This is a genomic window from Streptomyces sp. NPDC001750 (assembly GCF_042892615.1).
In the GTDB taxonomy this organism is placed as follows: Bacteria; Actinomycetota; Actinomycetes; order Streptomycetales; family Streptomycetaceae; genus Streptomyces.
In genome coordinates, this window is the sequence record NZ_JBIAUE010000024.1 from 39,583 (window position 1) to 65,890 (window position 26,308).

19 protein-coding genes and 2 pseudogenes are annotated in these 26,308 nt (G+C 68.5%); 13 read left to right on the forward strand and 8 right to left on the reverse strand.

Features of this window, described 5'->3' with window-relative positions; genetic code table 11:
- Positions 1-40 precede the first annotated feature (40 nt).
- Complete coding sequence (locus ACFYY6_RS29695; RefSeq protein WP_351631562.1) at positions 41-1,318, forward strand: APC family permease; 1,278 nt, start codon at positions 41-43, stop codon at positions 1,316-1,318.
- A 486-nt stretch (positions 1,319-1,804) separates the two neighbouring features.
- On the opposite strand, the gene cpt is transcribed toward ACFYY6_RS29695, so the two are convergent.
- Positions 1,805-2,338 carry a chloramphenicol phosphotransferase CPT gene (gene cpt / locus ACFYY6_RS29700; RefSeq protein ID WP_351520750.1) on the reverse strand — a complete coding sequence of 178 codons (534 nt, stop codon included), beginning with the start codon at positions 2,336-2,338 and terminating at the stop codon, positions 1,805-1,807.
- Positions 2,339-2,745: 407 nt separating this feature from the next.
- Here cpt and ACFYY6_RS29705 point away from each other — a divergent pair, with 407 nt between their 5' ends.
- Complete coding sequence (locus ACFYY6_RS29705; protein WP_351520781.1) at positions 2,746-3,105, forward strand: hypothetical protein; 360 nt, start codon at positions 2,746-2,748, stop codon at positions 3,103-3,105.
- Between the two features lie 115 nt (positions 3,106-3,220).
- Here ACFYY6_RS29705 and ACFYY6_RS29710 read toward each other — a convergent pair whose 3' ends face one another.
- Positions 3,221-3,586, reverse strand: a complete 366-nt coding sequence (locus tag ACFYY6_RS29710) for a VOC family protein (protein WP_351520749.1) — start codon at positions 3,584-3,586, stop codon at positions 3,221-3,223.
- Positions 3,587-3,718: 132 nt separating this feature from the next.
- On the opposite strand from ACFYY6_RS29710, the gene ACFYY6_RS29715 reads away from it, so the two are divergent.
- Positions 3,719-4,711, forward strand: a complete 993-nt coding sequence (locus tag ACFYY6_RS29715) for a helix-turn-helix transcriptional regulator (RefSeq protein ID WP_389196517.1) — start codon at positions 3,719-3,721, stop codon at positions 4,709-4,711.
- Between the two features lie 77 nt (positions 4,712-4,788).
- Entirely contained in the window at positions 4,789-5,040 is a 252-nt protein-coding gene (locus ACFYY6_RS29720) for a hypothetical protein (RefSeq protein WP_389196519.1), read from the forward strand.
- A 592-nt stretch (positions 5,041-5,632) separates the two neighbouring features.
- Here ACFYY6_RS29720 and ACFYY6_RS29725 read toward each other — a convergent pair.
- On the reverse strand, positions 5,633-6,430 hold the full coding sequence (locus ACFYY6_RS29725) for a methyltransferase domain-containing protein (RefSeq protein WP_351631573.1): 798 nt from the start codon (positions 6,428-6,430) through the stop codon (positions 5,633-5,635).
- Positions 6,431-7,177: 747 nt separating this feature from the next.
- On the opposite strand from ACFYY6_RS29725, the gene ACFYY6_RS29730 reads away from it, so the two are divergent.
- The 4 genes and pseudogenes from ACFYY6_RS29730 (at position 7,178) to ACFYY6_RS29745 (ending at position 11,848) form a co-directional block, all read left to right on the forward strand.
- On the forward strand, positions 7,178-7,819 hold the full coding sequence (locus ACFYY6_RS29730) for a methyltransferase domain-containing protein (protein ID WP_351520745.1): 642 nt from the start codon (positions 7,178-7,180) through the stop codon (positions 7,817-7,819).
- Between the two features lie 407 nt (positions 7,820-8,226).
- Entirely contained in the window at positions 8,227-9,153 is a 927-nt protein-coding gene (locus tag ACFYY6_RS29735) for an aminoglycoside phosphotransferase family protein (protein WP_351520743.1), read from the forward strand.
- 32 nt (positions 9,154-9,185) lie between these two features.
- A pseudogene (locus tag ACFYY6_RS29740) lies at positions 9,186-9,425 on the forward strand (Tn3 family transposase); the annotation flags it as partial.
- Positions 9,426-10,576: 1,151 nt separating this feature from the next.
- Positions 10,577-11,848 carry a choice-of-anchor A family protein gene (locus ACFYY6_RS29745; RefSeq protein WP_389196521.1) on the forward strand — a complete coding sequence of 424 codons (1,272 nt, stop codon included), beginning with the start codon at positions 10,577-10,579 and terminating at the stop codon, positions 11,846-11,848.
- Between the two features lie 337 nt (positions 11,849-12,185).
- Here the strand turns inward: ACFYY6_RS29745 and ACFYY6_RS29750 are convergent, their stop codons facing one another.
- Together ACFYY6_RS29750 and ACFYY6_RS29755 are read right to left on the reverse strand one after the other, a co-directional pair.
- Entirely contained in the window at positions 12,186-12,830 is a 645-nt protein-coding gene (locus ACFYY6_RS29750; protein WP_351520740.1) for a dihydrofolate reductase family protein, read from the reverse strand.
- A gap of 287 nt (positions 12,831-13,117) precedes the next feature.
- Positions 13,118-13,635 (reverse strand): annotated as a pseudogene (locus tag ACFYY6_RS29755) (carboxymuconolactone decarboxylase family protein).
- Between the two features lie 492 nt (positions 13,636-14,127).
- Between ACFYY6_RS29755 and ACFYY6_RS29760 the strand changes: the two are divergent.
- The 4 genes from ACFYY6_RS29760 to ACFYY6_RS29775 all read left to right on the forward strand — a co-directional run bounded on the left by ACFYY6_RS29760 (position 14,128) and on the right by ACFYY6_RS29775 (position 17,730).
- The gene (locus ACFYY6_RS29760) at positions 14,128-14,766 is read left to right on the forward strand and encodes a ScbR family autoregulator-binding transcription factor (RefSeq protein WP_351520739.1); all 639 of its coding nucleotides are present in this window, start codon (positions 14,128-14,130) and stop codon (positions 14,764-14,766) included.
- 98 nt (positions 14,767-14,864) lie between these two features.
- A complete protein-coding gene (locus tag ACFYY6_RS29765) occupies positions 14,865-15,623 on the forward strand; it encodes an HAD family hydrolase (RefSeq protein ID WP_388652005.1) in 759 nt (252 codons plus the stop codon).
- 134 nt (positions 15,624-15,757) lie between these two features.
- A complete protein-coding gene (locus ACFYY6_RS29770; RefSeq protein WP_351520736.1) occupies positions 15,758-16,351 on the forward strand; it encodes a helix-turn-helix domain-containing protein in 594 nt (197 codons plus the stop codon).
- 32 nt (positions 16,352-16,383) lie between these two features.
- Positions 16,384-17,730 carry an MFS transporter gene (locus ACFYY6_RS29775; RefSeq protein WP_351631591.1) on the forward strand — a complete coding sequence of 449 codons (1,347 nt, stop codon included), beginning with the start codon at positions 16,384-16,386 and terminating at the stop codon, positions 17,728-17,730.
- Between the two features lie 338 nt (positions 17,731-18,068).
- Here ACFYY6_RS29775 and ACFYY6_RS29780 read toward each other — a convergent pair whose 3' ends face one another.
- A complete protein-coding gene (locus ACFYY6_RS29780) occupies positions 18,069-18,692 on the reverse strand; it encodes a hypothetical protein (RefSeq protein ID WP_351631594.1) in 624 nt (207 codons plus the stop codon).
- Entirely contained in the window at positions 18,689-19,615 is a 927-nt protein-coding gene (locus ACFYY6_RS29785) for a ParA family protein (protein ID WP_351520731.1), read from the reverse strand. The genes ACFYY6_RS29780 and ACFYY6_RS29785 overlap by 4 nt, the downstream gene beginning before the upstream one ends.
- A 3,567-nt stretch (positions 19,616-23,182) precedes the next feature.
- On the opposite strand from ACFYY6_RS29785, the gene ACFYY6_RS29790 reads away from it, so the two are divergent.
- Entirely contained in the window at positions 23,183-23,683 is a 501-nt protein-coding gene (locus tag ACFYY6_RS29790) for an SDR family oxidoreductase (protein WP_389196524.1), read from the forward strand.
- Positions 23,684-23,871: 188 nt separating this feature from the next.
- Here the strand turns inward: ACFYY6_RS29790 and ACFYY6_RS29795 are convergent, their stop codons facing one another.
- Entirely contained in the window at positions 23,872-26,289 is a 2,418-nt protein-coding gene (locus ACFYY6_RS29795) for an excinuclease ABC subunit UvrA (protein ID WP_351520730.1), read from the reverse strand.
- Positions 26,290-26,308: the final 19 nt, after the last annotated feature.

The following is a 26,308-nucleotide window of genomic DNA, read 5'->3' on the forward strand; positions in this document are numbered from 1 at the left end:
AAACCATGACCCGTGTGGCCTGCCGCCGAGGAGTACGCCCGTGAACAAGCCGTCGACCACCGGTGTGCCGGACGAACTGCGGCGGCGGCTCGGCGTGACCGACGCCGTGGTGATCGGCCTGGGATCGATGATCGGCGCGGGGATCTTCGCTGCCCTCGCCCCGGCAGCACGGGCGGCCGGCTCCGGGCTGCTGATCGGCCTGGCCCTGGCCGCCGTGGTCGCCTACTGCAACGCGACGTCCTCCGCGAGGCTGGCCGCCCGATACCCGGCCTCGGGCGGCACCTATGTCTACGGTCGCGAGCGCCTCGGCGACTTCTGGGGCTACCTGGCAGGGTGGGGCTTCGTGGTCGGCAAGACCGCCTCCTGCGCGGCGATGGCGCTCACGGTCGGCTCGTACGTGTGGCCCGGGCAGGCGCACGCGGTCGCGGTGGCCGCCGTGGTGGCGCTGACGGCCGTAAACTACGCGGGTGTACGGAAATCCGCGCTCCTGACCCGCGCGATCGTCGCGTTGGTCCTGGCGGTGCTCGCGGCCGTGGTGGTCGCCGCCCTCACCTCCGGGACCGCGGACACCGCCCGGCTGGACGTCGGCTCGGACGCGACCGTCGGCGGGGTGCTCCAGGCGGCGGGCCTGCTCTTCTTCGCGTTCGCCGGCTACGCCCGTATCGCCACACTCGGGGAGGAGGTCCGCGATCCCGCCCGCACCATCCCCCGGGCCATCCCACTCGCGCTCGGCATCACCCTGGTGGTGTACGCCGTCGTCGCCGTCGCCGTCCTGGCGACGCTCGGCCCGGGGCGGCTGGCCGAGGCGTCGGCTCCGCTGTCGGACGCCGTGCGGGCCGCGGGCGCCGACCGGCTCGTCCCCGTCGTACGCGTCGGCGCCGCCGTCGCCGCGCTCGGCTCCCTGCTCGCCCTCGTCCTCGGCGTCTCCCGTACGGCCCTGGCCATGGCCCGGGACCGTCACCTGCCCCGCGCACTGGCCACCGTCCATCCCCGCTTCAAGGTGCCCCACCGCGCCGAACTCCTCGTCGGTGCCGTGGTGGCGGTGGTGGCCGCGACCGCCGATGTGCGCGGGGCCATCGGGTTCTCCTCCTTCGGCGTGCTCGTCTACTACGCCATCGCCAACGCCTCCGCCTGGAGCCTCGCCCCCGACGAAGGCCGCCCCCATCTCCTGATCCCCGCCGTCGGGTTGGCCGGCTGCCTGGCCCTGGCCTTCGCACTCCCGTGGGCCTCGGTCATCTCCGGCGCCGCGGTGCTCGCGGCCGGTGCGCTCGTCTACGCCGCGCGCCGCTCGATGCCGGCGCGCAAGCCGCAACCGTAGGCCGTATCCGTCATCGCCGTCGCGACGCTCGACGCGATCTGCCGCACACTCGACTGCCAACGCGGCGATGTGCTCGCTGGGTTCCTGACGACGAGGGCACCGAAGGCAACGACGAAGACAACGACTGAGCAGGTCGTGGGCGAGGGTGGTGTCGCGGGCCCCGTGGCCTGGCGCTCGTCCTCGACCACCTCGACCTGCGCGACATGATCGAGGGGATCCGGCGCGACATCCGCAGGAACCGTCGCTGAGACCGCCTCGTCCGGATCACCGGACGAGATGCTGTTCGTGCGCGGTGAGCGGACCGGTGGCCGCGGCGAACCCCGCATGCGTCCCGCACTCCACCAGCGCGGCAACTCTCACCTGCGGATACGCGCTACGCTGCTGTCCACGGCCCGAGCCGGGCCAGCAAAGCTGACGGGCACCGACGACGGCCGAGTGGTCTGCGGGAACCTGTTTGCCGCCGATGGGGGGCCGCCGAGACCGTGATCACACGACCTGGGCGGCGATGATCCGCGCGCACTCCAGGGACTCGGTGTGCGTGGTGTCCACCTCCAAGTCGTAGAGCACGTCCCGGTGGACCTCCTCCGCCTGCGACTCGGCCATACCGGAGATTCGGTCTCCGCGGGCGATCTCGCGGCCTGCGGCGACAGCGCTCTCGCACCGGACGCCGACCCACAGCACGTGCAGCCCGCCGAGAGCCTTCCCCCACCGCTGCTGGGACTCCACCCCGCCGAGAAAGACATCGTCGACGACGATCCGGGCGCCTGCACGAGCCATCGCGGCGACCCCTTCCATCCATGCCTCTTCCAGCGCCCGGAACTCGGCTCCGATACTCACGCCGCCGTCCGTGTCGAAGTCGATGCCGGACTGCGATGCCTGCATGGAGACGGGCATCGTCTCGATCAATGTGTCCACCCCGAGAGCGAGCCATGGATCCGGCAAGGTGGACTGCAGACACCGGGCGATCCCGGTTTTGCCCGAACTGGACCCGCCGTTCAACATAATCACCTGAGTTCTCACCACGTCACAGTAGAAGCATTCCCCCTCGGCGTCGAAGCCGATTTCCGCAAGCCGGGGCCGAGGTCCATGAGGGCCGACCCGTGTTCCATGGAGGGCCGACCCGCGTTCGGTGGGGACCGAACCCGGTCCCACCGGCCGGAGACGGGTCCCAGGGACCGGCGCCACTGCCCCGTACTCGCGCATTCGCGCACTCGCTCATGTTGCCGAGTCCCGGAATACTGCGGGGCGTATTCCCTGCCCGTTCCGGCAGGCGCATGGGCCCGGCCGGAAGCCCATCCTGGTGGGGGAACCACAGCGGCGGGTCTTCCGGCTGCGGTGTTCGAGGTTGCTCAACTCGAAGTTGCGCAACTTGAGTTGCTCGATTCGAAGTTGCTCAATGTGGCGGAGGGCGGAGGTTCGCGACCGTGATGGAGTTGTTCGAGGCTGCCATGGACGTGTTCATGCTGGCCATGGGCCTGGGATGCGTGTGGCTGGGGTGTTCCGCCACGCATCGGCGCCACCAGTACCCGGAGCTGGCTCGGGGGCCCGTCTGGGCCACCCGCACCTGGGGGCTCGGATTCGTGCTGCTGGGGGCGTCACTCGCCATCGCGTCGGTGGGCCGGTTCACCGGCGAGACGTGGAGCTGGCCGTCGGCCGTGATGCGTTGGGTCGCCGGGCCGTTGGTGATCGGCTCGATCCTGGCCTCGATGGTGTTCCGGCAGTGGGGCAGCCGAAACAACCGGGCGGTGAGGGCGACGAAATCGGTGGACGAGGGACGCCAGGCGTAAACCGGCCCATTTCGTGATGCAGGGCGGCATTTCCTGGCACCGGCCTGCTCGCCCGGCTCCTCGCACACCACCTCCTCCTCCCCGTCAGCTCGCCCAGCCCGCGTGATCCGCGCGGTCAGTCCACCGGGGAGACACGAATGAGGTTGCCGTCGGGGTCGGTGACGACGAAGGTACGGCCGAAGACCTCGTCGTGTGGCGCCTCGACGACCGTCACACCCTTGGCACGCCACTGCTCGTAGACCTTGTCGACCACGGCGGCGCCGCCCGGCACCATGAGTCCGACCTCGGACGTACGCGGGGTCGCAGGCGTCACGTTCTCGCTGCGCCCGCTCCACAGCGCGAACAGCACCCCGGGCGCCACCTCGAACGGCACGTAGCGCGGTGTCGTGACGACCGGCTCGATCTCGAACAGGTCGCTGTAGAAGCGCGTGGCCCGTTCCACATCGGCCACGTAGATCAGGAACAGGTTGGGATTCGCCATGTTGTTGCCTCTCCGTCGTCCTGGACAGTCGCCCGCGTCGGGGCGGGCCGCCGTGTCCGCAACACTGGCACGTAAACATGACACATCACGTCATGTTTACGTGGAGGTGGACCCATGAGCCGAGGTGATCCCATGAATCGGCAGCAACGGCTGCTCGCGATGCTCGCCGCTCTCCAGGCGAGACGGCGCACCAACGCGAAGGAGCTGGCGGCGGAGTTCGGGGTATCGGTGCGGACGGTGATGCGCGATGTCGAAGCGCTGGCCGCCGCCGAGGTCCCCGTCTTCACCGAGCGGGGCAGATACGGCGGGATCGTTCTGCTCCCAGGCACCCAGCTCGACGTGTCCCGCCTGAGTGACACCGAGACGGAACTGCTCACCGTGCTCGGGATCGACCTCGTCCAGGCACGCAAGCTCGGTATGGAAGCCGCCGCACGCAGCGCCACCGACAAGCTCACGGCGCGGGGCACCCCTCAGCGGCGGGCGGCCTCGCAGAGGAGCGATCTGATCCCGTTGGCGGAGGTCGTCGCCGTCGATCACCGGGCCTGGTTCGTCCCGGACGAGGACGAAGAGGCGGACATCGCCTCCCTCACGCATGATCTGCGCCGTGCGCGACGCCTGCGTGTCCGCTACCGACGCAGCGGCGCCCGGCGCCACCGGTCGATCACCATCGACCCTTACGGGGTGCTCCTGCGCGCCGGCCGGTGGTACCTCGTGGCCGACACGGACGGTGAACCGCGTATGTACGCGCTCAGCCGCCTCGCGAGCTGGGAAGTGTTGGACGAACCCCGCAGGCTGCGCAAGAACACAACGCTCACCGAGTTGGCCGGGACACTCGGTGCGGGCCTGGAGGACGCGCGGGACGTCGTCGTGACCGTGCGGCTGGACGCGGACCGCCTCGACATCGCCAAAAGAATCCTCGGCAAACGCCTGCTGAGCACGGGACCGGCCGACGCCGATGCCGATGGCACCGTCTTGGTTCGGGTCGGCTACGACCGGCTCGACGGGATACGCCAACTCCTCCAGTTCAGCGACCACTTCGAGGTCATCGACCCGCCCGAGGCTCGGGAACTCGTCGCGCGCCTCGCAGAAGCGATCGCACTCCGACATCGCCCCCCGAACCCCTGACGTCCGGACGACGGGCCCTGTGGTCGTCCGTGCCCGGGGCCGGTGGACGGCTTGGGTTTGATAACGAATCCACGTTCATGCGTGAGCAAGTGTCTACATCAAAGCTTGCACACATGTTTGCATCGATGTTCGTGACAGAGTTGGTGGCAGTGTTTGTGGCAGGGGTTGCGGCAGGGGTTGTGGCAGGGTTTGCATCCATGTTTGCATCAATGCTTGCATCGATGTTTGCGCCAATGCTGGAGCCAACGTTTGTGTTGCTGTTTGCAGCCACACTTGCCGGAAGATTTACTCCTGCGCTTAAGCGTAATTTGGTCATACGCGTGGATTGATGACTGATTCTGGACTTTGATCCGATCTGACATCGAGGTAGCCCTGCCCCTCTGGTTCGGGCCAGAGTTCGAAGGGCTGCCCGACCACCACCTCAGGACTGCCGGGGGCTCTGTTGAAGTAGCCATCCGTCAAAGCGAGTTCGCCACGATCGGGCAGTGTCCGGTACAGGGCGACGACCCACTCGACACCCCCTCACTCGTGCCCGAGCTGCCGCCCAGCCGGATAGGTTGCCGCGGTGAAGGCGCCGGGGTCTGAGGAACATCCGTGTCAGATCTGCGCAGGACGTTCGTGTCTGGCTGATGCTTTGACCTGGGGTGACGAAGCGTCGGAGCCTTCGTGGGTCGTTGTTGTCGATCTTCGGAGAGCTGTTGTGGCGGTCGAGTTCCTGCAGCTCCGCAGCGACGGCTTCGAGGTCCGCGACGTGGACGTCTCCCGGCTGTGCCCGTTCGCGTGCCACCACATCAACGTGCTCGGGCGGTACTCCTTCCAGCTCCCCGACCGCCCGGCGGACTGCGGCCTCTGCGTGCCTCGGACGCCGGGGACGAGGAGTAGTGCCGTGGCGGGCGCGGTCCGTCGCGCCCGCCACGGGTGTCACTTCTCGTGCTTCCGAGCGGTCAGCTGGAAGAGCCGAGCGGTGTGCATGTAGGGGTGGCGGGCGGTCAGGGCGAGTTCGAGGCGTTCGAGATCGTTGTAGAACGCAGGGTCGTGCTTGCGTGCGTCGTCGGTGATGTAGTCGCAGACGTTGCGGATGCCGTAATGGTGCACGTCCTGGCAGCCCAGGTCGCCCAGATGACGGGTGATCTCCTCGGCCGTGTGCAGTGTCAGCGCTGAGTCGAACATCCGTGTCCGAGCCTGGTCGGTGTCCAGCGCGGCAACCGCCGCGGTGAGGTCCATCTCGCGGACGGCGACGGTCAACGGTGCCGAATGACGGTTGATCGCCATCACCGAGAACAGGCCGCCCGGCCGCAGCGGGGCCAGCGACGCAGCGATCGTACGGCGGACATCGTCCGCGTACTGGAGGAGGTTGTGGCACAGCACGACGTCGAACTCCCCACAGGCGAGGTCGGCGGGCAGTGCGTTCACGTCGGCATCGACGCAGGTGATCAGATCCGTCAGGCCACCGGCAGCAGCCCGCTCGGCCGCCGCGGCGAGCATCGCCGGGGCGTAGTCGACGATTGTGACGTGGTGCCCGCGAGCAGCCAGGCGCACGGCGTCGCCGCCGTCCCCACCGGCCAAGTCGAGTACGCGCAGCGGTCCGTCGGTCAGTTCTTTGCAGCGGCGGGCCAGGTTCGCCTCGCCGATCGCATAGCGCAGGCGGCCCCAAGGAGCCTCCTGCCACTTCTTCCAGACAGACATGGCGGTCTCGAACCTCTCGGCAGCTTCAGGCATCCGGTGACGATAGCGGGCGGCCTGGGCCCCCAGGGGGTGCGCCGACGCTCCGTCAGCCGCCTACCAGGGCCAACGTCGGCTCAGCTCACGATCTGACATGGATGTTTTCCTCGACCCCCGCGCCCTGGGACGGTGAAACCGCCCAGGGCTGGTTCGTACCTCTCCTGGTCGCGCTCCTGGACACACCCGACGCCGCATTCCCTCGGCCTGAACCAGAAGCGCAGGGCGGGCCGGGCACTGCGCATTCCGCGCATTCGACCAGGGCGTGGCGGGTGGGGGCGTTGGGCCCCGGGTGCATTGGGGTCCTTGAGCGAAGAGGAGGGCAGGGTGGGCGGTATCTTCGTTTCGAGACTCGGGGCTCGGGACTCGGCTCTCGAAGCTCGCCACTCGGAGCCCGGAGCCCGGAGCTCGAAGCTCGCCACTCGGAGCCCGGGGCTCGGAGCTCGGAAATCGGAGCTCAATCGTCGCCACGCCGCCCGTGCATTCCGCTCGAACGGGTGACCAGTGCCCGTTTCTTCAAAGGCTCCGAAAGGCGGCCGCGGATCCGGAGCCTGGAGCCCCCCACAGTCCGGAGCCCCCAAGTAGGTTGTTCTGACCGATGGTTCACTCGTAGGCACGCCGGAGGGTGCTCTAGTGTCCCCGCCTATGACTGAGCCTTCCTTCCTGCCTTCCTCGTCTCCGTCCTCGTCGTCCTCCTCTCCGTCCTCGCTCTCGTCCGCTGTGCCCGCCTCCCCGTCCTCACACCTGGTGGCGACAGCGCGTGCCTACGACGCCGTCGCCGTCCGCTATGCCGAGCTCGCCCGTAACTCGCTCGACGTACTTCCGCTGGACCGCGCGCTGCTGGCCACGTTCGCCGAACTCGCGGGTACCGCGGCCGACGGTTCACGTTCCGCCGCTGGTTCCGGGTCCGTGGCCGAGCTGGGGTGCGGTCCGGGTTACTTGACCGCGCATCTGCGGGACCTGGGGCTCGACGTCTTCGGTGTCGATCTGTCGCCGGTGATGATCGATCTGGCCCGCGAGGCACACCCGGACCTGCGGTTCGAGGTCGGCTCCATGAATGCCCTGGATCTGCCCGACGGTGAACTGTGCGGCATCGTGTCCTGGTACTCGGTGATCCACACCCCGCCGCGGGACCTGCCCGCGTACTTCGACGAGTTCCGACGCGTACTCGTACCCGGCGGCCACCTCCTGCTCGCCTTCTTCGAGTCGGAGGGCGAGCCGGTCACACTCTTCGACCACAAGGCGGCACCGGCCTACCGGTGGCCGATCGACGGCCTCGCGGAGCTCGCGGACAAGGCCGGGTTCGTCGAAGTCGGCCGGATGTTGCGCGAACCCCGCGAGGACGAACGATTCCGCCGAGGCCACCTGCTGATGCGGGCGGACGGGTAGCCCAGGAGTCGGGCCCGGAGCCTTCGAGGCCCTGGACGTGCGGAGACCGGCGCACCGCCGCTCATCGGCGTACGCGGGTGTCCCTGCCGGTGCGGCGGCCGCACCCGGGGAACGAAGCGCTGACCAGCCGCCGCACCCTCCCGCCAGTACCTCAGGACGGTCTCGTGGACGATCTCAAGTCGCTCGGCGGCAATGAGGCACGGGACCGGCTCCGGCCCGCCTGCGTCTACCTCAAAGGCGACCACGACGGGCGGTTCCTCGTCGAGCTGACGAGTGACCCGCAGGAGCTCGTGGGGCGGGGCGCGAAAGGTCGGATCCTGGAAGTTCGACGGGCAGCTCACGTGGGCCGGGACGGCGGTGGACCGACCGTTCAGGTGGGTGGTGCGCACGGCGTACTGTGGCTTCGCATGACCGACTCCGAGATCGAGATCACTGAAGAGCTGGTGCACGGTCTTCTCAAGGACCAGCATCCGGACCTTGCCGGGCTGCCCATCCGCGAGGTAGCGGGCGGCTGGGGCAACCAGATGTGGCGTCTTGGGGATGAGTTGGCCGTGCGCATGCCGCGCATGGAAGGTACCCCGGACCTCCTGCGCAAGGAGTGCCGGTGGCTGCCTGTCCTGGCCCCTCGTCTTCCGCTCCCGGTTCCGACTCCTGTGCGGATCGGTGAACCCTCTGCGCGCTTTCCGAGGCCCTGGAGCATTATGACGTGGGTTCGCGGCGAGCCACTGGACTACACCTCGATCAGTCGCGGCGACCACGCGGCCGACACTCTGGCGGGCTTCCTCAGGGCGCTCCATGTGGAGGCGCCCGCTGAGGCGCCGGCCAGTTCGGACCGCGGCGCTCACCCCAAGAAGTGCACGGGCGACTTCGAGAAGTTCTTGCAAGCCATTGCCCCCGGCGGCTTTGCCAACGACGTCCGGGCCGTCTGGGACGTCTGGGACGATGCCGTTGCGGCCCCCGATTGGGAGGGCCCGCCGGTATGGCTGCACGGCGACCTCCACCCCGCGAATGTCGTCGTCTCGGACGGGACACTCTCGGGCGTGATCGATTTCGACGCCATGTTCGCCGGCGATCCGGCATGGGACCTCGCGGCCGCGTGGGTGCTCCTTCCCGCGGGCGCGGGCCCACGGTTCTTCGAGGTGTACGCGCATGCGGACGAGGCGACGATCCGACGCGCCCGCGGGCTGGCTGCTATGAAAAGCCTCTTCCTCATCCTTATGGGCCAGAACGGGGAGCGGGGCCTTCCTGGTGGCAAGCCGGCATGGGGACCCGCAGGCCGGGCGGCGCTCGATCGTGTTCTGACATCCAGCTCGGGCCGGCCCTCTCCCGCGTAGGCCCCGCTCAACGCCGTCGTGCTGTGGGCCACAACGCCGTCGTGCTGTGGACCACCCGCTGCCTCGACGCCGCCGTCGACCAGCTCCGCGCCGAGGGGCACGAAATCCGCGACGGGGATGTCGCCCGGCTCTCGCCGCTCAAGCACCGCAACCCGAACGTGCTCGACCGCTGTAGCTTCACCGCGTCCGCCCCGGCCGACGGCGGCCTCAGGCCACTGCGAGACCCGGACACACTTGGGCTCGACGAGGACGACGACGGCACCGAAGACTGACCGCGGCCGGACACTCACCAGACCGAAGGCCGCTCCTTGGGGCCTGCCCGGCGGGAAGCCGCCCTGGGCCCCGTGGGCCGGGCGGTACTCGGCCGTGTTCTGGCATCGGCCTGAGGGCCGCTTGCTCGTCGCAAGGGTTCCGAGGTGCGGCCACCGTGCCTGCCCGCACGGCTGACGGTCTGTCAAGCAGGAGGGAGCGGGCGCCCCGGCCGTTGGGGTACGAGGGCCCGCGTCCGCGGTCCGTGGGGCGAACACCTTTACCACGGGGGCGCGGGGCAGCGGATTCACCTGCGAGAGCCCAAGATGGCCTGCGACCGCAGACCATCCGTGACCAGTGGAGTTCGAACAACACCAGCACCTACAAGACCCTCAAGACCGTCACTACGGACAGCAGGGGCAACCTGAGGACGACGACGAGGGCCACGGCGGACGGCTACTTCCGCTACTCCTTCGCAGACACGTCCACCGCCCCCGCGGTCGCCTCCGCGGCGGACTGCGTCGACGTGAGGTAACCCTCGGGATCGCCCGTGTCGGCGCAGGTGTTCAGGATCAGGAAGTGTCCGGCCGCGGATGCATCACCCTCGGTGGGGTACCGGGTACCCGGGATGCATCACCCTCGGTGGGGTACCGGGTACCCGGGATGCATCACCCTCGGTGGGGCCCCGGGGGCAGGATCGTCCGGCATGCCGGTCGACACCCGCTCCGCCCCGCTCACGTCCATCGCGCGCGGCACGAGCCGTACCGTCATGGGATCGCCCTTGGCAGTGAGACGCATCACTCAGGAGGGCCGGGCCGCGTTCGGCTTTCGCGTGCGGGCTTCGCCCCGTCTCCACCCCCCGCCCCCTCCTGCGCGGCGAAGAATGCGCGTTCAGAACCGGGACCCGAGATCCGAGCGCCGAGCCTTGAGACCCGAAAACACGCAGACCAGAACCGTTGTCGGGCTGCCGCAGCCGCCCCTCCCCCACCACGGGCATACGGCACCGCGCGGCGCTCATCGAGCCACATGCACGCCAAATATCAAAGAACCTTCCATTTTCTGGCACTTCATCAGCTCGTCGAGCATTGGTCTTGACCAATGTGTCATTGTGTGCAAACTATGGCCAAAGCCGCCACAAAATCTTCTCAATCACTCTGCGGGAGAACCTAGCCCCATGCGCATATCCGCAACCGCCGCAGCAGCCGTGCTCGGTGGAGCCCTCGTCCTCGGCCTCACGGCCGCCCCGGCCGTGCTGGCCGCACCCGCCGATTCGGCCGCGTGCACCACCGATGCGTTCGGTATCGCCGGAAAGTACGGCGAGTTCGTCCTCGGCGACGATGTCCACTCCCCCGACGCAGAGGGTGCGGTGGCCGTCGGCGGCAACGCCGACTTCCGCGGCGGCTTCAGCGTCGCCAACGAACTGACGGCGGCGGAGGTCGACGCCCTGCCCGGCCGGACCTCGCTCGTCGTCCGTGGCGACCTGCTCAACGGCTCGTCGGCCACCGTGGTGATGAAGGGCAACGCGGTCGTCGGCGGCAAGGTCAGCGACACCCCCGTCAGTCTGCACTCCGGCACGTTCAGCCAGAAGGCCGATCTGATCGACTTCGACGCCGAGTTCGCCAAGCTGCGGTCCTACTCCTCCGCGCTGGCCGACGAGCCGACGACGGCCGGCGCCACGGTGACGCCGAGCGGCGGCAAGCTCACCCTGGAGGGCACCGACACCACGCGCAACGTCTTCAACGTGACGGCCGCGCAGCTCGAACAGGCCAAGGACATCTACCTCAAGGTCCCGGCCGGCTCGACCACGATCGTCAACGTCAGCGGTGGAACGTACGACATGGCGAAGGCCGGCACCACCGGCTTCTTCCTCTCCGGCGGCCAGGACTTCGTCCTGGACGACAAGCTCCAGAGCGCCTCCGACGGCAAGGTGCGCTCCAAGCTGCTCTGGAACTTCCCCGAGGCCACCACGATCACCAAGAGCAGCAAGGCTGCGTGGCCCGGCAGCGTGCTGGCCCCCAAGGCGCACCTGGAGCTGGGCACCGCCGCGCCGATCAACGGCTCGGTGTGGGTCGCCTCGCTGCACGGCTCGGGCGGCGCGGAGACGCACCACTTCCCGTTCACCGGCTGCCTGCCCGAGCCCGGCACGACCCCGTCGATCGAGCCGACGCCGAGCGGCACCCCGGAGAACACCCCGTCGCCGTCGACCACCCCGTCGACCCCCGAGACCACGCCTCCGACGAGCGCCACGCCGACCGGTGGGGCGTCCGAGCCCGCCGCACCGGGCACCCCGGCCCCGTCGCAGAGCACGACGCCCGCCACCGGCGGTGGCGACCTGGCCTCGACCGGCAGCAGCGGCACGGTCCCGCTGGTCATCGGCACCGTCGTGGTGCTTGCCGCAGGCACCGGCCTGGTCGTGGCGGCCCGCCGCCGTTCCAAGCGGGCCTGACGCCTCGGGGCCCCGTCCGGGGTGATGCCTCCGGGGCCGGCGGCCCAGGGCCTGTGGACCGGGGCCGGCAGCCCGTCGGCGATCCAGCTCCGCTGGGAACCCCGCTCGCGCACGAACTCCGTTCGGCGCGGGCGGGGCTCCGGCGTATCCCACCCCGTGATCACTGCCCGGAAGTCCGTCACGGCGTCACCGAGGGGTCTTCCGGGTCTCGGGGGCTCTGAATCTCGGGTGTCTCAGGTCCCTCGGGTCTCAGGTCCCCCAGGTCCCTCGGGTCTCGGACCCCTCAAGTCTCGGCCCCTCGTGCCCCGGACCCCTTGTGCCCCCGGATCCCCTTGCGTCACTTTCGCCAGAACAGATGGTGCGTCACGCCGCTCGGGCTGGGCACGACGTCGAGGTGGAACCGGTCGAGCAGTTCATCGGGTGACTCCCAGAGCCGTATTCCGGACCCGAGCTTCACCGGCGAGACCGCCACATGCATGGTGTCGACGAGGTCGGCGTCGAGGAACTGCCGGATGGTGGTGACACCGCCGCCGAGCCGCACGTCCTTGCCCTGTGCCGCCTCCCGCGCCTGTTCGAGGACCGTGGCCGGATCGCCCTCGACGAAGTGGAACGTGGTGTCGGAGAGCGTGAACGAAGGACGCTTGTGGTGCGTCATGACGAACACCGGTGTACGGAAAGGAGGTTGGTCACCCCACCAGCCGCACCAGTCATGGTCCTGCCAGGGCCCGCGCTGGGGCCCGAACTTGTTGCGGCCCATGATCTCGGCGCCTATGTTGCGCGCGTAGTCCCGCGTGAGGTAGTCGTCGAGGCCCCGGCTCCCTCCAGGGTCGGTACGCATCGGCCAACTCGCCGTGGCACCGGCCCAGGCGAACAGTCTCTCCGGTTCGACGTGGCCGAACGGACGCTCCAGGCTCTGGTCCTCGCCGGCACCGATTCCGTCAGTCGAGACGTTGAAGTTCTGGACTCTCAGCAACTGAGCCACAGTTGTGTTCCTCCTGTTCACTGATGACGCTGATGAGACTCTCCATGCCGGGAAAACTCATCGCTGAATCCGAGCCCGATTCCAATCCCGATCCCGATTCCCAGCCTGTTGCCCGAGCCCATGGGCCGACTCCATGGACTCGGCCCATGGGCGGCATTCGGGCCCGAGGTCCACGTCCCATTTCGGTGGTCGGCGTCCGTGTCACGGCGCGGGTCCTCGTGGCCGTGACGGGCGCGAGCCCGGACCGGGACGGACGGTCCCGGGCCGGGCCGCACTTCACCTGCCGATCAGCTCGACAAGCCGGCGAACATGCCGGGCCCGTACGAACCCCCCGGATTACGCACGATCACGTTCATCCGGGTGGCCGCGTTGATCAGGGCGACCAGGCAGACCAGCGCGCCGACCTGGTCGTCGTCGAAGTGCTCGCGCACCTCGGCCCAGGTCTCTCGGACACACCGTGGTCGCCGAGCCGACTGCCCTCCTCGGCGAGCGCCAGCGCGGCCCGCTCGGCATCGGTGAACACGGTGCTGTGGCGCCAGACCGCGACCAGGTTGAGCCGGAGCGTGGTTTCACCGGCGGTCGCAGCCTCCTTGGTGTGTATGTCGACACAGAAGCCACAACCGTTGATCTGGTCGACCCGCAACTCAACCAGTTCCCGCAGGGACTTCGGCAGCGTCGACTCCTCGTCCCACGCACAGCCCGGTTCCGACGCAGCCCGACCCGAGGCGCGGCCCGACCCGAGGCCGCAGCCCGGTCCCGGCGTAACCCGGTCCCGGCGTAGCCGTCTCCGGCCTGGATCCGACACGGTCCCGCGCGACCAATGCCCACCCCCACGGGCGCTGCGCCCAACATGCCCGCCATGCCCGCCGTACTGCCGTGCCCGCCCTCCGGTGGCTCGCCGGATGTCCGGCCCGGTCGGTCCGCATCCACATCCCGACCGGGCCGGACAGCACGCCTGAACACCCACTTCCGACGGCCCGCACCCCGCTCAATTCGCGGCCTGATTTCAACTCGATTCCGCCATATCCCGACGAAATTCCTCCTCGCGGCAACCGCAGACACATGCGAAAAGAAGCCACATCCGGCGCCTCGCGATTCACGCGTACCGGTACCTTCGCCGCTCTGCGACCAGTACCACATCTCCTGCATACCCGCAGGTCAACGGCATTTCATGGGCGGTCAGGATATGCGTGGCAGCTCGGTGGCGACAGAGGATCGGGGGCTTCCTGATTCCCTTCCAGGCCCGGGAGGCGGCCTATACGATCAAAACCGTTCTCTTTTTTTTACGGAGGTGGATATGAGCACGCCGAAGCAGGAACGGGCTGTACAAACCCGTGAGTCGATCCTGCGAGCGGCTGCGGAAGTGTTCGACGAGTTCGGCTTCGCCGGCGCGAGCATCAACCGGATCCTGACGCGCGCCGGAGTCACCTCGGGTGCCATGTACCACCACTTCGAGTCGAAAGAAGCGCTGGCCCGTACGCTGATGAACGCCCAGCCCGGGACCATCGTCCCGTGGATGGAGTCGACCGGCCTCCAGCGTCTGATCGACCTCACTCTGATCTGGTCGCACCAGCTCCAGGTGGACCCGATCCTGCGCGCCGGTGTGCGGCTGACGGGTGAACAGGCGACCTTCGGCATACAGGACTCCAGCCCTTACCGGAGCTGGACGGAGATCATGGCCGACTGCCTCGCGGTGGCGGCCGAGAAGGGCGAGCTCCGGCCCGGCGTCGAAGCGCACGCGGTCGCCGAGTTCGTCGTCGAGTCGTGTACCGGCATGCAGATGGTCGCCACGGTGGTCAGCGGACGCGAGGACCTCGCGGACCGGGTCGCGCGCATGTGGCACCTGCTGCTGCCGGGCATCGCCGTCCCCGCCGCCCTCACGCAGACCCAGGTGAGCGCGGACCGCCTGAAGCAGCTTCTCTTCACGCAGAACTGAATGGGGCCGGTGGGGGCGCGGGCTGTCCGCGCGCCCACCGCCGCCCCGGCACGGCACTCCCCCTCCGTCCACCATCCACCGCCCCCACAGGAGCCGTCGTGGTCACGAGAATCCGGCAGATCCGCCTGGCTGCCCTGAACATCGACGGTGTTCTGCTCAACGACACCTTCAGCCCGGTGATCCACGGCTTTCTCACCCGTAGGGGCGCCACCTACACGGCCGATGTCGAGCGCCGCATCTTCTCCCAGCCCCGGCACATCGCAGCACGCGAGATCGCGGCGGTTCTCGGTCTCGATCTCGGTCCTGATGCCGGCTCCGGTGCCGGCCCCGGTGCCGGTCCCGCCCTGGGCCCCGGCTCCAGCCCCGACGATGTCCTGGCCGCGTACTTCGAGGAACGTGCCGCGTTCTTGGTCGCACACCCTGTCCGGATCCTGCCGGGCGCCATCGAAATGGTGCACAGGGCAAGGGCTTTGGGGATGAAGACGGTGTGCTACGGCGGACTGGACAAGGAGCACTTCGACAGGTTCCTCGGCGAGTTCGCCGACCTGTTCGACGGCCCCGGCTACGTCTGCACCAATGCCTTCCGCCCGGGCATCCACGAGATCGCCACCGAGTTCTTCGGCCTCAGGCACGATCAGGTGCTCGTCGTCGACGACGTGGCCCGGGTCGCCGAGGCCGCGAAGTCGCTGGACATGCCGTTCATCGGTCACCCCAGCTCCTTCGAGCACAGCTTCCAGCGGCAGCTGATGCGGGACGTCGGCACGCGTCACATCGTCGACTCGCTCGACGCCATCGACGACGCGCTGTTGAGGTCGCTGGACGAAGAGGCCGCCTCCGGCACGGTCTGGCACGGCTGACCACATCTCCTTCCCGGGCTCCGCCCGCCCCCGGCGATCGAGCCTTACCAGAACCTCCGGGCCTGCTGCGCCCTCGGACGAGCAACTCTGAAGGAATTATTGCGAAGTTCTTGCTTCATATCTACGGTGAGGGCATGTCACCGAAGCAAAAGCCTGAGCAGATCACCGAACTGTCGCGATTGAGGGCGTTCATGAACCCCCTGCGGATGCAGCTCTACCGGGTGCTGTACGCCGCGGGCACCGCGACCGCCTCCCAGCTCGCCGAGCATGTCGACCAGACTCCGTCGCTGGTCAGCTATCACCTGCGCAAGCTGGCCGAACACGGCTTCGTGACCGAGGCCGCAGGCGAGGGGTCCGACGGTCGTGAGCGGTGGTGGCGGGTGACGTCCGAGGAAGGCTGGGGCTACCGCGACTCGGACTTCCTGGACACGCCCGAGGGAGCCGCCGCCGTCGGTGCGGTGACTCGCGGCATCGTCGACACCCGCGTCGCCCAGTACCGCGCATATCTGGACCAGAAGTCCGCCTGGGGCAAGGAGTGGACCGACGCGGCCTTCAACTCCGAGTGGCTGCTCAGGCTGACACCGGCCGAACTCGCCGAGATGGGCGAGGAGTTCGATGCTCTGGCCCGACGCTGGCGCGAGCGCGGCAAGGCCGCCGGGGCGGACGGCGAGGACCAGGGCCGCGAGCACGTGTCCGTACACCTCTACGGCTTCCCGTTCCGGCCCTGACACATCCGCGTCCCCGACCACTGGAGCCCACCATGACCGCCCCTGGGACAGCCGTGCCCGCACACGTCAGCACCCCGGCCTACCGCGACTGGAACGTGCTGCGCTGGCTCACCGCGTACACCTTCTCCCTCATCGGCGACAGCGTGTACTTCATCGCCCTCGGCTGGTCCGCCCAGAAGACCGCCGGGCCCGCCGAAGTCGGCCTCGTCATGACCGCCGGGGCGCTGCCACGGGCTCTGCTCATGCTCGCCGGGGGCGTGGTGGCCGACCGTTTCGACCCCCGCCGGGTCATTCTCGGCAGCGACGCGCTGCGCTGTCTCCTCACCCTGGCGGTGGCCGCCGGCATCGCGCTGACCGCGCCGGCCCTGTGGGTCCTGGTCGCGGTGGCGCTCGTCTTCGGCGCCGTCGACGCGCTGTTCGTACCCGCGATCGGGGCCCTTCCGCCGCGGATCACCGACCCCGACCAACTGGCCCGTGTCACCGGCATGCGCTCGCTGTCGTTGCGCCTCAGCCAGATCGCGGGCCCGCCGATCGGCGGCCTGGCCATGGGGCTCGGAGGTGCGGCGGCCGCGTTCACCGTCGCCGGTCTGCTCTTCGCCCTCTCCCTGCCGCTCCTGTTGACGATGCGTATACGGCCACTTCGCAACGCACCCGATCCGGAACAGCCGGAACCGACCACCGCGCGCGATACGAACGCGTCCGAACCCACCGCCGCACGCGTTGCGGCCCGGCCGAAACCCACCACCGCACGCGAGGACCTGCTCGACGGCCTGCGCTACATTCGCCGCCACCGCCTCATCGGCCCGCTCGTCGCGGCCGGCGCCATCTACGAACTCGGCCTCACCGGCACACTCAACGTCGGCCTGCTCCTCCTCAACGCCGAGCGTGGCTGGGGTCCTTCCGGCTACGGCTGGATCGTCAGCGGATTCGGTGCGGGGGCGGCGGCAAGCGCCGCGCTGTTCGCCATCGTCGGCTGGCTGCCTCGTGCGGGTCTCATGCTCGCCGGAACGCTGTTCGTCGGCTGCGTGGGATCGGCCGGCATCGCGCTCGTGCCCGCCCTTTGGGTCGCGGTGGTGCTGGCCGTACTGAGCGGGTTGAACGCGGGTGTCTTCGGGAGTCTGGGCAGCACCCTCATGCAGACCGCCGCGGACCCGGTCTACCTCGGCCGGGTCACCTCCGTCTTCATGCTCACCATGGTCGGGCTCGCGCCTCTCAGCTATCCGGTGGTCGGCGCCGCCATCGGTACCTGGGGCCCCGGGCCGGTGTTCGTCGGCTGCGGCGCCTTCGCCTGCCTGGGCGTGGCCGTCGCCCTGTCCTCCGCCGCGGTACGGCAGGCCGAACTGCCGCGACGGCGGCCCGGCGCGAAAGCCTCGTCGTAGGAAGCCATGACTCGTTCCCGTCCATCACCCGAGAAAGCCGGGCGCGGATGCTCGCCGGGTCCGATCCCGCCCGGGATGGCCTCGGCGACCTCTTGGATGGCGCCACGAAGAAGGTCGCCGTAGGGGTCCTGGGGAAGGCTGGGGGCGTGCGATCGGCTCGGCGCTCCCCCCGTGAAGGCCGGTTCGCGCCCGGGAGCGTCACTCGTCATCGGCTCGGTCCCGCTCACCGCGCCGAGCCTGCGAGCGCCGCCCCTGCGCCCCCTCATCCCCCTTCTTCACCGAACCCCACACGCCCCGGCCTCCGCCGAACGTCAATCGCGCCCGGCTCTCGCCGAGCCTCACACGTCCCGGCGTCCCGGCAGGTACTGGTCGAGGACGATAGCGAGGAACTTCGTGTGGTCCGGGAGACCTGACTCCCCGACGAGCCCGTTGATGATGCCTCGCTGTGCCTTGGTCGGCTTGTACTGCAACTGAACGGGACCGAGGCCACGCAGATCCGCGTCATCGGGCTTCACCGCGAACAGCTTCGACTGGAACTTGGGCGCCCGGCGCGCGTCCTCGACCACCTGCGCGACCCCCTTCTCCACGGCCGCCTCGACGGCGAGGAGAACGATCTGCGTGTGGGTGAGGTCGGTCTGCTTGCGGTGCTTGCGGAACCGGTTCGCAACGTTCGTGGAGACGTAGAAGCCGACCGGCTTGGCCGTGTCCGCGTCATCGACCTCGGCGGGCTCCTCGACAACCTCTCGCGAGGGCTGCGGAATCACCGACACCGGACGCGGCGGCTCCACGATCGGTGTGGGCTGGACAGGGGCGACGGTCGGCTGCACCGCCGGTGCGCTCGCCCAGCCCGCCAGCGCGCTGGAGGGCGCCCCTCCCCCGCTGAACAGATTGCCGACGCCTTCGTCGGACATGTTCTGCTCATCGTCCTCGTCCACGCGCTTCTTGCCCTTCGGCGGTGTCATGCCGCAGTTTCCTTCCTCAGCTCAAGAGCCCGAGCAAACATTTCTTCGGTGAAGCCTTCATAGTCGGCGGCCAGGCCCGCGACGGTCTCCGGAATGCTCCGGTCGCCGCCCGCCCGCCGTTCGGCCAGCTCCCACACGAGCATGCCGCGCTTGCGCACGAGCCGTGCCACCGACTCGGTGTGACCGATGAGGTGCTTGAACATATGGGCTTCCTGCCCGAGCACCTTCTGGACCTGCCGCCGTACGTCGGCGTGGATCCCTGTGTACGTACGTCCCGTGTCGAACAGCAGTACGCCGAGAAGCGCGATGTGCGGGTTGATCTGACTGACGAACTTGACGTACGAGAATTCGAGGCCGATCTGGGCAAGCCCGTCCTCGGCACCGCCGTCGCTCTTGACCGGGATGACGAGCCATCGCGCGGCCGACAGGGCGAGCCGCTGCAGGGAGGGGTTCTCGGGAGGCGTGTCGAGAACGATGATCTGGTACCTGTGCGCGATGGGCAGCAGGCACATCAGCAGCCGCAGATACGCGTGCGGACCCTCTTTGGCGAGAAGCGTGTGGAAGAAGATGCCGAACTCGTCGCCGAGCGCCGGTCCGCCCATGACCACGTCAAGGTTCTCGCGCACGTTCTCACGCGGGTTCAGCGGCGTACCCGTCCGAAGGGATTCGAGCAGCCCCGCTCCCCCGTCGTTCCACTCGGCCTTCTTGTAGCCGAGTTCACGCGCGATGTTGCCCTGGGCGTTGCAGTCGATGATGAGCGTCCGCAGTCCGCTGCGCGCGGCCTTGCCGGCGGCGTTGGCGGAGACGGAGGACTTGCCGACGCCGCCCTTGCCGTTGCCGAACATGAAGATGTGCGACAGCGAGCCCCAGGGGATCGCCGGCAGCTGGGCGCGGAGGTCAGGTGCTGCGAAGGGACTGGACATGGGTCCTCTCACTCTGGATTCAGGCCCGGGAAGAGGGCGCTGTATGCCCGATTTGAACTGTTATGCATGGTCGAAACTTCGCTCAGAACGATCCTGCGCTCCGAACCGCTCCATCATGGTGCGAGGTAGGGCCCGAGAGCAGGGATCCATCCGCGAAAAGCCCCCCGACGGCCCCGTCCCGCCAGGTCAGCGGCCCTTTGAGAGTTGTATCCCGCATAAGCCGCACCGCTTTCCCTCAGGTTGATCCATCTGCCTCTCAACCCGTCCGACACACTGCGTTCCTGGGGATGGAGCGACGGGTGATGACCACTCCTGGCACAACCACAAGAACAGTCACCTCCAGCCCAGTTGTGGAACAAAGCGCAGCACACGCTATCAGGAAACCCTCAGGGCCCATCGACCAACACACCGGTTGACTCACTACACCTCAGGGATTCGGGCGGACCGAACGATCGACCAGGTATCGAGCAGCCCCTCTTGCTTCCTCCTGGGCCACCACGCCCGCGTCTCACCAAGCCCTCAGGCACATCACCCTCCGGGGCGGCTCGCTCCCCCGCGGGTCCATGCCCTCCCCCCTTGACCGGCCAACCCGTCGGCGATCCCATCGACACACCTGGCGACCCATCATTCACCGGGCCGACCAGCAACTTTGCGAGCGGGACGGTTCACCGACCCGCCGCCCCACCTCCCATCACACCCAGCATCGTACCGACCGAGCAACCCGTCACCCGACCTGCTGGGCCACCTCCCCTTGCACTTCCCGTCGGACTGCCTGACGAATCCCCACCTCACTCGACATGCCCCCTGGCACCCATGCCCGGCACCGAACCCATGCACTTGCTCGGCAGCGAGTCATCACATCGATTCACCGTCGAATTCTCAAAGCAGCGCGAGAGCCGACCGGCACTCAAGCCCGTCTGCTTACGAGGTGAGGCACCAACACCGAAGCCCGCGAGCGGGCCAGCTGACGGGCTCACGCGCCGACACCTGGGCCCATGCGTAATCTGGCCGACCGGCCCGCACTTCGGGTAACCGACACTCGAACATGCGGATCGGCTCGCGTCCTGGCCCGGCTGCCCGCTGGCGCGGTCATCAGCACGTACGCATCCGACGATGCCTTTCATCAGACTCACCGTCACGCGCGCCTCCTTGCACGGCACTCCGTGGGTGACCTCGCACATGGGTGAACCCTGCTGGCTGCCGTGCAGCCAGCAGGCCCGGGAGCCTGCACTTCCATCGACGACGTGGCACATAAGCAGGCACGCACTGCCACCTGTCGTCCGGCTCGCAAACCGACTCGCAAACCAGCTCAGTATCACACGGTCACCCCGACCTCGACAAAGGCGAGTTGAAACACCTGTATCGCCGCGAGATTCAAGGTTCCTCATCACACGAGAGGGACCGCCGACATTCACATGAACTTTCGAGCAAGCTGAAGCACCTTTGACACCGCTCGTGATCAAGCGAGCCTCCAGGTGTGCGTACAAGCTTGCGTCCATGTTTGCGCCGATGTTTGTTTCCGCAGGTCAGAGCCTGTTTTTACCCCGAACAAGACGTCATCATTCTACGCACTCGAACCGGATCCACGCATCATCTTCAAGGGGAAGTCAGAGTGCCTCCTGGCGATGTGCTCACCAGGTTCAATCGAACCCGAGCACCCTTCTTGTTCACCATCACACCCTCCTAGCGCTGTCAGCGAAACACTCACGTGGACAGAGGTACCAAACCGGCTTCACCACCCATCAGGTGTCACTCATCGTCTCCGCTCAACCTGTTGCCCGCTCGATCAGCAGAAGCTGTAAAGCCTGACCAGCAGACCGGCTCTTCCCTTGGTCCATGTGCGGTCGACGATCAGCGCAGCTGAGAAGCAATCGGCTCTGCCGAGCCCTGGTACCTTCACGACGCTTCAGCGCCACAGTGTGTCCTCGCGATACGAACCGGATGAAGCACGCACGAGGAACTTGGTGGGCACGGCCCAAGCGCATGGTGTGCGATCAACGAACACTTCGAGATCCGGACCAGCGTGCTTGAGGTCCATGAGAGAGGCGAGCATCAGACCAGCCTTCAGGGACCCGGATCAGTGGGAGCTTCCTTCCCCTTCTCCCATCATGTGATCCGCTGACTTGCGTCCCGCCGAACCGCACCAATTGATCCACTGATGGGCTGAGAGGGACTCGTAGGACAGAAAGGGACACCATCGGACGCAGATCTCTTCCTGTTCACGCGAGCCATGGATCGGACACCTATGAGTACGTGAGCCATCCATCCCTCCGCCTCATGACCGGAAGCCTCCACCGGCATCGGCCGGTTTCTCGATCGACGTCACCCAGCAGAACCAAAGCGCACCGGATGCGCCGGGCCATCAGTCACCCCACCACTCCCGCACCGACCGGAATCGAGGCTCCCGGGAGGCCATTCGTGCTCACGGTCTTCTCGTCGTGGGCAATGCTTCGTGTCTCATGAGGACGTGACGAACCATGCTCCACGCCGACAGTCACTCCTCACCACCCACCGACCGATGCCGCCCCCGAGGCCGCAGCCCATACCGTCGGACCTCTCTGCACAAGATCGATTCCATCGATGCCCTCCAGCAACCACACCGGCGGGGGGCTCCGTACGCGGGGCACCGGGCGTGCTCGACAACGCTGCATGAGCGCACGGCCTGAGCACTCATCTCGCCGAAGGGCCTCCACCGCGACAAGGAAGACGTTGCTGACAGCGATGCCTGTCCGGCCGGTCGCACCTTCGACGAAGTGGCTGAGCCGCGCCAGGCCCCGGTCGGCGAGCAGCGGGGCGTGCCCGCCGGAGCGCCGGCTCCTGATGCGGGGCCGGGGCATCGCCCCGGTGGCGTACCGCCAGTACCGCCTGGTCCCGGTTCCATCGCCGTACTTCTTGAGCACATCGGTCGAAGCCGCCTGGCGGATTGCCTCTCGGGAAGCACCGCTCCAGCCGCTGGGGAGTGGGACAGGACAGCGCTCCGGCAACAGGTTCGGTCGTTGGCGCTCGGGGGTGGCTCAGGGGGTGAAACGCGTCCGGTCCCGGACCGGAACATCCTCGTGGCGGACGAAGCGCAGAGGGCTCGGCGCCGCCTGCACGGTCGCGAATACGGGTTCCGGGCGGGAAGTCCGCAGCCGGGCGCCGCGCTCTCAAGCCCTCTCAGCGAAGTTATTCATATTTCAACTACCAGACTTGGAGGGTCGCCATCCCCGGAGCAGATCGGCGGGGGAGCGGGCCCGGACGCGCGCACGACGTCGGGTTGCCGGGCGGGGCCCGTATCGGTGCCCCTCGGGGCGGCTGTGGACTGTGAGCCGGGTCGGTCGATGCGGGCGAGCGCCTCGATCACGTACGGGCCGCCAGGGCCTCGTTTCAGGGTTCCAAGATCTCGCCCCTGCGCCGCGACGGCCGGACAGCAGTCCCCGGCATGCTCCAGAGCAGCACGTCGGCCTCTCGACGCCGAGGCGGCAACGTGATCCGGCATTGCGGTCGCATCCTCCACCCAGGCGGCGAAGGCCGCGAGCCGGGCCATGACGCGGCCGGAGGCGTCCGGGGACAGGTCCGGACGTCCTGGTGAACAACGCGGGCGTCTCGCTGCGCAACGGCGCCCTGGAGGCCACACCCGAGGAGTTCGACACCACGCTCTCCGTCAACCTGCGCGGCACCTACTTCACCGCGCAACGCGCGGCGCGGGCCATGCGGGAGCGCGGGCGCGGACGGATCATCAACCTCGCCTCCATCGGCGGCCTCGTGGTCGACGGTGAGCGTTCCTCCGTGTACGACGCGTCCAAGGCCGCTGTCGTCCAGGTCACCAAGAACATGGCGTACGAATGGGGGCGGTACGGCATCAGGGTCAATGCCATCGCGCCCGGCTACATGCGTACCGCCATGACCAGGGACCTCCTGCCCGACCGGGCCGAGGAGGACCGGCTCGTGGACACTCACATCCCGCTCGGGCGCATCGGTGAACCCGGTGATCTCGGAGGTGCCGTGGTCTTCCTGGCCTCGGAGGCGTCCGCGTACGTGACCGGTCACACCCTGACGGTCGACGGCGGCTGGGTGGTGGCGCTGTAACCGGACGCCGTCGGCCGGTCCGGGGCCGGGCACGTTCTCGGAGCGGGCGCGCCTCCGGAGTCGGCCTCCCGTCGGCCCGCCGGACGCTCCTCCCGCCTCAGGGCCCCTGTCCGGGCGAACGGGCCCCGGACAGGGGCCGACGGGCCGGAACGGCCCTGGCGGGCGTCTGACGGGCGTCAGGGAGCCCGTCAGGCGCCCACGTAGTCCGCGAGGTGCTCGCCGGTGAGGGTGGAACGGGCGGCGACGAGGTCGGCGGGGGCGCCCTCGAAGACGATCCGGCCGCCGTCGTGGCCCGCGCCGGGGCCGAGGTCGATGATCCAGTCGGCGTGTGCCATGACCGCCGGGTGGTGCTCGATGACGACCACCGACTTCCCGGAGTCGACGAGCCGGTCGAGCAGGCCGAGCAACTGCTCCACGTCGGCGAGGTGCAGGCCGGTGGTCGGCTCGTCGAGGACGTAGACACCGCCCTTCTCGGCCATGTGGGTGGCCAGCTTGAGCCGTTGCCGTTCCCCGCCGGACAGCGTGGTGAGCGGCTGTCCGAGGCTGAGATATCCGAGGCCGACGTCGGCGAGTCGGCCGAGGACGCGGTGCGCTGCCGGTGTGCGCGCCTCGCCCGTACCGAAGAACTCCTCGGCCTCGGTCACCGACATGGCAAGCACCTCGCTGATGTCACGGCCCCCGAGGTGGTGGTCCAGAACCGACGCCTCGAACCGCTTGCCCTCGCACTCCTCGCAGGTGGAGGCGACGCCCGCCATCATCGCCAGGTCGGTGTAGACGACACCGGCGCCCTTGCAATTCGGGCAAGCCCCCTCGGAGTTGGCGCTGAACAGCGCGGGCTTCACCCCGTTGGCCTTCGCGAACGCCTTACGGATCGGGTCGAGGAGCCCGGTGTACGTCGCCGGGTTGCTCCGCCTGGAACCCCGGATCTGGTCCTGCCCCACCGACACCACGCCCGCGTCGGCGGGGATCGACCCGTGCAGGAGCGAGCTCTTGCCGGAACCGGCGACGCCGGTGACGACGACGAGCACCCCGAGCGGGATGTCGACGTCGACGCCGCGCAGGTTGTGCGCCGTCGCGCCGCGGATCTCCAGGGCGCCGGTGGGCTCGCGCACGGACTTCTTGAGGCAGGCCCGGTCGTCGAGATGGCGTCCGGTGACGGTGTCGGCGGCCCGCAGCCCCTCGACGGTGCCCTCGAAGCAGACGGTGCCGCCCGCCGTACCGGCGCCGGGGCCGAGGTCGACGACGTGGTCGGCGATGGCGATGGTCTGCGGCTTGTGCTCGACGACGAGCACCGTGTTGCCCTTGTCCCGCAGCCGGAGCAGGAGGTCGTTCATCCGGCTGATGTCGTGCGGGTGCAGGCCGGTGGTGGGTTCGTCGAAGACGTACGTGGTGTCGGTGAGCGAGGAGCCGAGGTGGCGGATCATCTTGACGCGCTGCGCCTCGCCGCCGGACAGCGTGCCCGAGGGCCGGTCGAGCGAGAGGTACCCCAGTCCGATCTCCACGAACGAGTCGAGCGTCCGTCCCAGCGCGGTGAGGAGCGGGGCCACCATGGAGTATCGCGTGTTCGGAGAGCCGGGGGAGGGCTCGTCGAGGGCGCGGACCCATTCGGCCAGGTCGCTGATCTGCATCGCGCACGCGTCGGCGATGCTGATCCCCTCGATCTTCGACGACCGGGCCGCCTCGCTGAGCCGGGTGCCGTCGCACTCGGGGCAGGTGGTGAAGGTGACCGCCCGGTCGACGAACTCCCGGATGTGCGGCTGCATCGCCTCCCGGTCCTTGGACAGCATTGATTTCTGGACGCGCGGGATCAGACCCTCGTAGGTCATGTTGATGCCCGCGATCTTCATCCGGGTCGGCTCGTGGTGGAGGAGGTCGTACAGCTCCTTCGCGGTGTACTCGCGGATCGGCTTGTCGGGGTCGAACAGGCCCGACTCGGTGTAGAGCCGGTAGTTCCAGCCACCCGCCTTGTAGCCGGGGATGGTGAGCGCCCCCTCGCCGAGCGACTTGGCGTCGTCGTAGAGCTGGGCGGGGTCGAGAGTGGTGACCGCACCACGTCCCTCGCAGCCGGGGCACATGCCGCCGGTGCGCGTGAAAGTGACCTTCTCGGTCTTCTTGTTGCCGCGTTCGACGGTGATCGCGCCGCTCGCCCGGACCGAGGGGACGTTGAAGGAGAACGCGTTGGGAGAGCCGATGTGCGGCTGCCCGAGCCTGCTGAAGAGGATGCGCAGCATCGCGTTGGCGTCGGTGGCCGTGCCGACCGTGGAGCGGGGGTCGGCGCCCATACGCTGCTGGTCGACGACGATCGCGGTCGTCAATCCCTCCAGCACGTCGACCTCGGGGCGCGCCGACGTCGGCATGAAGCCCTGTACGAAGGCGCTGTAGGTCTCGTTGATCAGCCGCTGCGACTCGGCGGCGATCGTGTCGAACACCAGCGAGCTCTTGCCCGAGCCGGAGACACCGGTGAACACCGTCAGGCGGCGCTTCGGGATCTCGATGCTGATGTCCTTGAGGTTGTTCTCCCGTGCGCCGTGCACGCGGATCAGGTCGTGGCTGTCGGCGATGTGCGGCGCAGGCGACTGCGTGTCCGTCCTCTTGGCCATACTCATCGTTTCTCCGTCTGTCGGG